The sequence below is a fragment of the Desulfovibrio sp. 1188_IL3213 genome, from assembly GCF_036763145.1.
Classification (GTDB): Bacteria; Desulfobacterota; Desulfovibrionia; order Desulfovibrionales; family Desulfovibrionaceae; genus Desulfovibrio.
This window is the reverse complement of sequence record NZ_JBAIYR010000692.1, coordinates 1-778: the sequence shown is the minus strand read 5'-3', so window position 1 is coordinate 778 and position 778 is coordinate 1. Positions and strand designations below refer to the sequence as shown.

Genomic DNA, 778 nt, shown 5'->3' with positions numbered 1-778 from the left:
ATGGCGCGAGCCAGGGCCAGAACGTGTTCTTCTTCCATACGCGCGGTGCGCATGGGTGAGCCGAGTTCGGCCCACCGGGCCTGTTCTTCCGGCGAGGCGGGACCGGGAACCGTATTTTGCAGGGCAATAAGCAGAACACGCATCAGAAGGGAGTGCCTTGTTCCATCAGATGCCGGAGCAGGGCGTCCTTGAGCCACCGGGCCACAGGGCCGGGTTTGCCCCGGTGTTCGCCGCAGCCCACGGGCTTTCCGTCAAAGTGGGTGACGCCCACGCAAAGGGTGGAACTGGTGAAAAGCAGCATTTCGCTGGCCGTGGAAATCTGTTCTTTGGCTATGGGAGCTTCCACCACGGTGATGGGGTCGGGGTGGCGGCGCGCGGCCAGTTCAAGGGCGGCCAGCATGGTGGTGCCTGGCAGAATGCGCCTGAGCTCGGGGCAGAGCAGGCGGCCCTGACTGTCCACAAGTCCCACATTGGCAGTGGCGGCTTCGCCCATGAAGCCGTTTTCGTCAAAGGTCACGGCAACGTCCATGCCCTTGCGGGCGGCTTCCATCGCCATGAACACATTGGGCAGATAATTGGTGTTTTTTATGCGGGCCAGATATTCCTGCTTGGGCGGAATATCGCTGGTGAAGGCGGTAAGCCCTTTTTCATAAAAGGCTTGGCCCGCAAATTTTTTGCGTAGGGCCACCACATAAAGACCGGCCTGGGGGCATTCTGCCGGGCTGATGCCGAAGCCGCCGGGGCCGCGGCTCAGGAACACGCGCATGTCGCCGTGATC

General features: G+C 61.8%; 1 protein-coding gene. It reads right to left on the bottom strand.

Annotated features, from left to right (window positions below; genetic code table 11):
- Positions 1 to 142: 142 nt before the first annotated feature.
- Positions 143 to 778: aminotransferase class IV (locus V6C16_RS14585; protein ID WP_333543606.1), on the bottom strand; the 636-nt coding region annotated here is incomplete at its 5' end.